Raw genomic sequence first — 8,128 nt, forward strand, 5'->3', positions numbered from 1 at the left:
TATAAAACAATTATATTGACCAAAAAATAAGTCCCAAGGTAATGAATCGAGATGCGTTGGTAGTGGGAATTAATCAGTATCCTTTCTTAAAAGATACTCCAACAAGTAAAGCGAAACATATTTTTACCCCTGCTAACGATGCCGAAGCGATCGCGCAACGTTTAGAAGAATATGGTGATTTTCGCGTGCGGCGACTGCCAGAAACGATTCAGGGTGAACAGCGTCGAGTCACATCTGATGGTTTGGTCAAATCTGAGACTTTAGAAGATGCGATCATCCAGTTATTCAACCCAGTAGGCGAAAATATTCCAGAAACAGCGCTGTTATATTTTATCGGTCATGGTTTACGCAAAAATCGCGGTGGGGTAACTGAAGGTTTTTTGGCTGCCAGTGATGCTGATCCCCGAAAGAATCAGTGGGGTATTTCCCTACGATGGTTGCGAGAACTGTTGCAAAAAAGTCCCGTCAAGCAGCAAATCGTCTGGCTGGACTGCTGCTACAGTGGAGAACTATTCAATTTTGTAGAAGCAGATTTGGGGACATCGCTTCAAGAACAGACGCGGTTTTTAATTGCTGCATCAAGAGAATTTGAACCTGCTGAGGAAGATATTCAGGGAAAGCATGGGGTATTTTCCCAAGCACTTTGGGAAGGACTTGATCCCAGACAACAGCCAGATGGTTTGGTCAACAATGACAAATTAATTGAGTATATTGCCCAAACCCTCAAGGATGTTCCCCAGCAGCCGATTTGGTATAACCCCAACCGGGAAATTATGCTCACTGGTGAACGGGAAGACGTTCTCATCCACATCCCAGATGGAGTTTGTCCTTACAAAGGGTTACGCTTCTTTGATGTTGAAGATGCTACCTATTTTTATGGGCGGAAAGTATTGACCCAAAAGCTGATTCAGCACGTTCAGGTGGGTAAAGGAAATTTTTTGGCAGTACTGGGCGTATCGGGGAGTGGTAAATCTTCCTTACTGCGGGCGGGGTTGATTTACCAGTTACAGCAACAGCGCAGATTACCAGGGACAGAGGAATGGAAAATTAGGATTTTTAACCCAGGAGAGCGACCTCTGGTGAGTTTGGCAACAGCATTTCTGGATGAGTTAGCCACAGATATGCAGCGTGCAGAACAGCTAAAAGTGGCAGATGAGGCGATCGCACAAGGAGAAACAGGGCTAGCACGATTAATTAGAGCATCGCGATCGCCTCGCACCCTACTAATTGTGGATCAGTTTGAAGAGATTTTTACCGTTTGTCAGAGTCACAGCGATCAACAGCAGTTTATTTCTAGTTTATTGGGTGCGCTCAAACAAACAGGAGATAAACTCTGCATAATATTTGCTATGCGTGATGATTTCTTAGGTAAGTGTGCTGCATATCATGAGCTAACTGATTTGATTCAAACTAATCTGGTGATGGTAACTCCCATGTCTTTAGAAGAGTTGCAGCAAGCAATCCGAGAACCGGCAGCAAAACTAGGACGGAAGGTGGAAGAAAATTTAATCAATGCTATTCTCAAAGACTTGGGAGTTGAGGTAGGACAACCTACACAAGAACCTGAACCGGGAATGTTGCCTTTGTTGTCATATACTTTAGAGCAGCTTTGGCAACGACAGAAACTGAATTGGTTGAAGCTAGATAGTTATCACCAATTAGGCGGGGTGCGAAAAACTCTAGAAAATTTGGCAGAACAAACTTACAAGGAACTTTCGGCTGAAGAACAACGGGTAACGGACTTGATTTTTATTAATTTGACTCAGTTAGGGGAAGGTACACCAGACACACGCAAGCAAGTTCCGCAGCGAGATTTAGTTTCTTTGGGTAAATCTGCACAGTTGGTAAAGCAAGTAATTCAAAAGCTGGCACTAGCGAAGTTAATCGTCACTAGCGAACAACGCAGAGGTGAAGAAAAGGTGGCGGTAGTAGATGTGTCTCATGAAGCCTTGATTCGCCATTGGTCAAGGTTGCAAGAGTTGCTGGATAATAATCGGGAGGCGATTAGAACTGAGCGCAGAATTCATGCGGCAGCTGAAGAATGGGCAGATAAAGGTAAGTCTGTTGATTACTTGATCACGGGGTTGAGATTGGCAGAAGCCGAGAAGTTTTTGCAAGAGCAAGTTGATATTGTACCACCGTCAGGTTTGAGTTATGAGTTAATAGAGGCTAGTCAGAAAGAGCGCGATCGCATTGCTACTGAACTGGAGCGACTAGAAAAGGAAGAATTAGAACGAGAGCGACTTGCACAACAGCAAGAATTACAAAGAGAAAAACAAGCACGACGCGGTTGGCAATGGCTGGCTTTTGTACTCGGTGCGATCGCTATGGGTACTATTGGCTCATTCGTCTACCGAGAAGGATTGCGGCAGATTCTGATTAGGCAAACTGAGATGGTATCTATTTCTGGTGGCGACGCTATTATCGGCACAGACGATTCCAATGCTTATAGTAACGAAAAACCCAAAAGCTTTTTTCATCTTTCAGATTTTCAAATCCAAAAGTTTGAGGTTTCTAATCATCTTTATCGCTTTTGCGTACAAGCTGGACATTGTGATAAACCAGTTAATCCCAGTCAATTAAATGATCACAAATTTGATCAATATCCAGTAGTAGAAGTGACGGCTTTTCATGCAGCTACTTACTGTGAGTGGCTAGGTATGCGATTACCTACAGAACTTGAATGGGAAAGGGCTACACGCGGTTCTAAAGGAGAACTATGGCCATGGGGTGACAAAACTCCAGTAGCTAATTTTGCTAATATTTCTGGAAAATCCAAAAAAGGTATTGAAGTTATAAATGCTTATAAACAAGGGAGAACTAATGAAGGAGAAGTTTATAACTTAATTGGTAATGTTTGGGAATGGACTGCATCCTATTATCAGCCATCCTATAAAAACTACAATTTGGCATTGGTTTGGAAAGATTCAAAACAGCCTATTCCATCAAACTTGTCTCTAATTACTAGGGGAGGAGGATGGATGTCACAAATTGACCGAGTAACTCAACGTTTGGAGACTCCTAGCTCCTTTCATAATCCAGATACAGGAATACGTTGTGCCAAGTAATATCATATCCGGTTTATTAATAGACTAAAAATATCAGGAGGAAAAGCAAGGTGTCCGAGCTTAAAAAATTAGAATTTTCAAAGCCTATTACTCGTTATGAGAGTACTGCCATATATGATAATAATCAAGGCTATAAGGTTTTTGTTAAAGCTTATGGTAGTAGCAAAAATGAAATAGAGGAACGGACTAAAAATTTATTGATATCCTTAAATATATCCACAGATGAAATCTTAGAATCAGATACAGTTGCCAGTTTGATACCCGAAGCTGACAATCGGCCAGTTTTAAATTCTGAACCTGGCATTTCTGCGGAAGCAGAAAATATAGAAGATATAATTCAACCTTTAGAAATTTTTGTAGACTCCCTTCTTCTAGACAATATAAATCCAGGAAGCAAACTAAAATTTGCATTTGAAAATCGATTACCCAGTATAATGTGGAGATCAATAAATGATGATACCTTACAACCTATACCTATAACAACTTTATCAAGAGAAGTTTATAAAACAAGCCCACTTACTAAGGTAGAAGCTATTATTACTGTCCAAAGAGGGAATGCTACTTTCTTCTTGTATCAATCAACAACAGGACAGGGTAATTGGGGGGACTACGTTAGAAAAATTACAGTTTCATCTAACAGTTCTGAAAATCTAATCTATAGAGTAAATCAAAATAAGTATTTTAAACTTATGGTACAGGGCGAACCCGGTACTAATTATAGTATTACAGGAAATTGGGTGGTTACTTAAAATGGATTGATTTCGTTTCAATAACAAGTTAAATTACTTGTCCTGAATCTCTCCCCCTGCCAAATTACTCAAGCTACGACTAGCGACATCTGCACTCAATCCCCAAAGTATCAATTCCAAATAATTAGAAAAGGGGTCAGCACCAAAAGTCATACCCTTTTCTACATATAATGCGCGTATCCCTACTAACGATAATCCTACTAACAACGTTAAAGATAACAGTGGTCGCACAATCCAGAGTGTTGTTTCTGCTCGCAATTCGTTAGATACTCCTGCGATCGCTATCAAAAGTTGGCGTAACCACGCAAACCTAGCTGATTTAGTTTTCTGCACCTGTGTAGCACGTTCAGCAGATATTATGGCCACAGCAGCTTCATTTGCAGCTGCTGTCAAACTAGGATCGGGTTTTTTATCTCCTCCCATCATGCCATTGCTGAGGTTGATAATACTCTGCTGTATTTGTTGCAGCAATTCTTTAGCTTTATCATCGCTCTCAAATTTAATGCAATTACGAGTTTCCGTAATTTTGGCTAATAGCCCGTTTTCACCACCCACAGCAGGGTCTTGTTCCATACCTTCTAACTGCTGTTCGATTTTTCGGAGGCTAGTTAAGCAATTAAGACGCTCTTTAATCTTGGCTAAATCTGCGTTCACTGTTTCTAAATCCATTTGAGTAACAGAACTGCGGACTTTATTAACCATTGGACTCAGAATTTCTTGGTCTTTTTCGTCAACTTTATCAATCATGTTCTCTACTTCGTAGACTTTCGCCAAAGCATCCGATTGGGGAATCCCCTTATCTTGCATATATTTGAACAATCTGCCCAGAACGATACCCACCAATAAAACTAAAATTGGTATTGCTGGGCCAATACGCATACTTAAATCCACTGGAATCGACAGTCTCCCCTCTCGACCTTCCATTGTCAAGTAAACTGCCCCCGTATATCGGTCGGGGGGTATTTGCGATCGCTCCCACTTTAAAGGCAAGCTAATAATTTTATTAGCAGCTAAAGTTTGCGGACTTAGCGGGGGGTCTACCTCGGTTTTAGTAATTTGATAGTTAGTTTGCTTCCCTTGTAAAATTACTTCAGCACTGGTAAGAAGCACAGTTGCTTGATTGGGGTTATCTAAATAAATTAGCCGTTGATTTTGGACAGCACTGGCGGGGAGTAATAGATCAGCTAAACCACAATCCCAACTGCATCGGACTAATTGCAACTGAACTTGTTCTGAATCTTTTACAGGTACTAATGCAGGTCTAGCTTTTGCTTTCACTGTTAAAGGAATCACCAAAGCCTCAGATCGCTTTTGACTAGGTAAAAGTATTTCAATCTGTCCTTGATAAGTTCCTGGTAACTTTACACCATTCAACTTCACCTGAAAATCTTTTGGTAAACCCGCTTCTAGCTTGCGTTCTCCAATTAACTCTACCTGCTGGCGACCAATTACTTCATCACCTTCGGTTCGCTTCAAGTCTGAGGGTAGGAATGTCCAAGCTGTTATATTCCCTCCAGAGGCTGTTAATCGGATGTTGCTAATTAAGGCATTCTCTTCCCCAAGCCAACCTTTAACTTCTAACGGCTTGTCTTTGGCATCAACTTCAATTTTGACATTAGTTTGAGCAACAGCAGGAGCAGGGCAAACGAGTAAAATCAGGAGTGCAGCAGTAATCCAGCATTTCATGAGTAGGTCAAGCAGTTAATTATGGGCAAGCGCACGAGCTAAAGCAATCTCATAAGGAGCATACAATGAATACACTAAACCCAAAGGATTGAGGTTCTGCTGAAGCATTTCTCGCCGCACTGTCAGCATAGCTCGTCCTAAAGGTTCTCCGCGAAATACTCGCTTCAGCAAGATAATGGCATAGAGTTCTGCAAATAATTCTGGTACAGGGCATTCCGTACCAATTACGCCACTAGCACCAGCTGCACGAAAGTCATCAATTAAGCTGATGTAACTCTCCGGCCCATAATCCCCAGTAGCGCAGCCGTTGAGTAAGACTAAAGGGCGATGCTGCCAGTTTACCTCGCAGGCTTCGAGAAAATTACTGGAAATTTTGTCATCGCTCAGTTGCAAGTAAGGCAGTTGTTCAGTTTCATCTATACCGCCGTGACAATAAAAGTACACAATATCTAAATCAGAACTGTAAGTTGCCCAAATATTCTCTAGTTCCATGATTTCTTCAGCTACTAGCATTTTCACGTAACCAAGTTGTTCAATTTTAGGCAGGTGGTTTTTCCAAAACCTAAAATCTCGCCAGACGTTGAAATTGATATACAAAGGTTGATTATTGGCAATTTGCCATACAAGGCTAGGCGTTTGAGAAAGTTCGCCACTTGTCCAAGCTGGAAGTTGCTCAATAGCATAGCGGTAGCCCCAAAAAGCATGGGGGCAAACAACCTTGTAATTATCCTTAAAAGGACAGTCAGTACAGTCGATGTCGTGATTGAGAAATTCTTCGCAGACATGAACTTCTTTACTGGTCATTACCTTACGCTCATATAGCAACGCCCAAGGGATTGTTGCTTTTCCCAATCCTAAAATTGGGTTAATCGGGTTAACTTGGATGACGCTATCAGGTTTTAAGGCGGCGCGTAATTTTTCGCCACTGTCTTCACCTAACGTTCGACCTTTGTTTTCGGGGAGTAATGAGCGATATAAATATCGTCCAGCATCGGCTAACTGAGGTAGCCAAGTATTTAGCAGCTTCATATCGCCTTGGGTTTTAAACTGATAACCCTCTTTTGTCGCCGCCATTGAGTGTAATTTTTGCCGCACTCTGGCGATCGCATTTCCTAACCCAGATTGTAAATTTGTACTATAAGATACTAGTTCTTGATTGCCCTGTGTCCTGTCCAGAAAGCGCAGATCAGTGCTACCATCGCGTGTATCAACTTGTACATCTACAGTTAAGAATCGCTCAGGAAGCAGTGTTAGCTTGTCATGAGTCAGCAAGTCAGTGGTAGTAAAGGTAATGGTAGCGGTTTGAGGTGGGCGCAGTGACTCTGGGATTTCTGCCCCGGCTACGGGGATGATGAGGACTGCAAGTTGCTTTGACTGAAGCAGATATCCGCGATATAACAAGTCCACCTGAATGTAGCCTCGACCTTCAAATAAGTTAGGTTTAACGGTGAACTGTACAATATCTGATGCACCACTGCGGGGTAGGGTTAGCTTTTTGACTGTTGCATCTATGTTAAATTCCTTAGAAGCCACCACTAAATCTAGAGGTAGGGATTCCGAGTCATTCCACACCTGAGCCAAGGCTTGATCTGGAAATGGAGTCGGCTTACTCTCTATTCCTTTTCGTTCTGGGCTGATGTCTACAAGCAATAAATAAGTCTGTCCGTGAATTAAGGGTTCGCTGGGTGGAACAGTTGTGCGCTCATCAGGATTTGCAAAGTAAGTATTAAAGTAACGATAGTTTTCTACATAGTCGGAGATTTCTTGTATAAAAGGTAGCTGCTTAACAGTGTGGTCTTGGTTGGAAAGACGCAGGATGGAACTGGTAAGGCTAATTACCGGGTTTGGTTGATTGTTGGGTTCACCTTTGATTTGACCGTCAAAGGTGGTAATTTCTTTTGTCTCTCCGAATAGTTCTTTCTCTAAGTAAGCTAGGCTTGGTAACAATTCTCTAGGGATTCGACCGTCTAAAGTGTCTAATTTGACTTTTACTGCTTCAAAAAGCTGATGTAAAGTGGAATTTGCCTGAATTATAGTAATTAATTCTGGTTCAATAAACTCCCAGTAATCAGGATCGAGAGCTAGTTGCTGTCCTACATCTTGCAGAAGTGCTTGTTCATCTTCGCTCAAAGGAATTTCCAGTTTTTTCAGCGCCAGTAACAGAGCTAGTAGAGTTTTGGTAACGGAAGAATTCATTGAAGTAGGTTGCTTGTAATACTTTATACGGTTAAAATTTTTAGCTATGAGAAGAGAAGCACTTATAGAACCCATTTGAGATCTCTGATAACGAGCTAAGATCAGGAATAAATGGCATACTCCAGCAGCTTAACCGACAAAGAGTGGAAACTCATTGAGCCATTACTTCCGCAGAAGAAACAAACCAGACCACCTCGTTGGACAAAACGACAAATCTTAGATGGCATCTTTTATCAACTTAAGAACGGCTGTAATTGGTGTGACCTACCCTTCATACTTGGCGCCCTACTCGACGGTATTTTGGCATTACAAGCAGTGGCGTTCAGATGGAGTGCTAGAGCAGATGATGTGTGCTTTGCATTCACAGGTAGGAGTTATGTAAAAATAACTTGAACAATTAAGTGACTACTTTGGGTTTGATAATATAGT

General features: G+C 41.6%; 5 protein-coding genes. 3 read left to right on the top strand and 2 right to left on the bottom strand.

Features of this window, described 5'->3' with window-relative positions; all coding sequences use genetic code 11:
• Window positions 1-41 precede the first annotated feature (41 nt).
• Both HWQ44_RS05825 and HWQ44_RS05830 read left to right on the top strand, forming a co-directional pair.
• Complete coding sequence (locus HWQ44_RS05825) at window positions 42-3,068, top strand: SUMF1/EgtB/PvdO family nonheme iron enzyme (RefSeq protein ID WP_292716115.1); 3,027 nt, start codon at window positions 42-44, stop codon at window positions 3,066-3,068.
• Window positions 3,069-3,118: 50 nt separating this feature from the next.
• Window positions 3,119-3,817 (top strand): hypothetical protein, encoded by a 699-nt coding sequence (locus HWQ44_RS05830; RefSeq protein ID WP_292716118.1) that lies wholly within the window; start codon window positions 3,119-3,121, stop codon window positions 3,815-3,817.
• Between the two features lie 33 nt (window positions 3,818-3,850).
• Here HWQ44_RS05830 and HWQ44_RS05835 read toward each other — a convergent pair whose 3' ends face one another.
• Both HWQ44_RS05835 and HWQ44_RS05840 read right to left on the bottom strand, forming a co-directional pair.
• On the bottom strand, window positions 3,851-5,503 hold the full coding sequence (locus HWQ44_RS05835; protein WP_292716121.1) for a hypothetical protein: 1,653 nt from the start codon (window positions 5,501-5,503) through the stop codon (window positions 3,851-3,853).
• 15 nt (window positions 5,504-5,518) lie between these two features.
• Window positions 5,519-7,699 (bottom strand): CHAT domain-containing protein, encoded by a 2,181-nt coding sequence (locus HWQ44_RS05840; protein WP_292716124.1) that lies wholly within the window; start codon window positions 7,697-7,699, stop codon window positions 5,519-5,521.
• Between the two features lie 111 nt (window positions 7,700-7,810).
• Between HWQ44_RS05840 and HWQ44_RS05845 the strand changes: the two genes are divergently transcribed.
• Complete coding sequence (locus HWQ44_RS05845) at window positions 7,811-8,092, top strand: transposase (protein ID WP_292716127.1); 282 nt, start codon at window positions 7,811-7,813, stop codon at window positions 8,090-8,092.
• The last annotated feature ends 36 nt before the right edge of the window (window positions 8,093-8,128 follow it).

This window comes from Nostoc sp. JL34, assembly GCF_017114945.1.
Lineage (GTDB): Bacteria > Cyanobacteriota > Cyanobacteriia > Cyanobacteriales > Nostocaceae > Nostoc.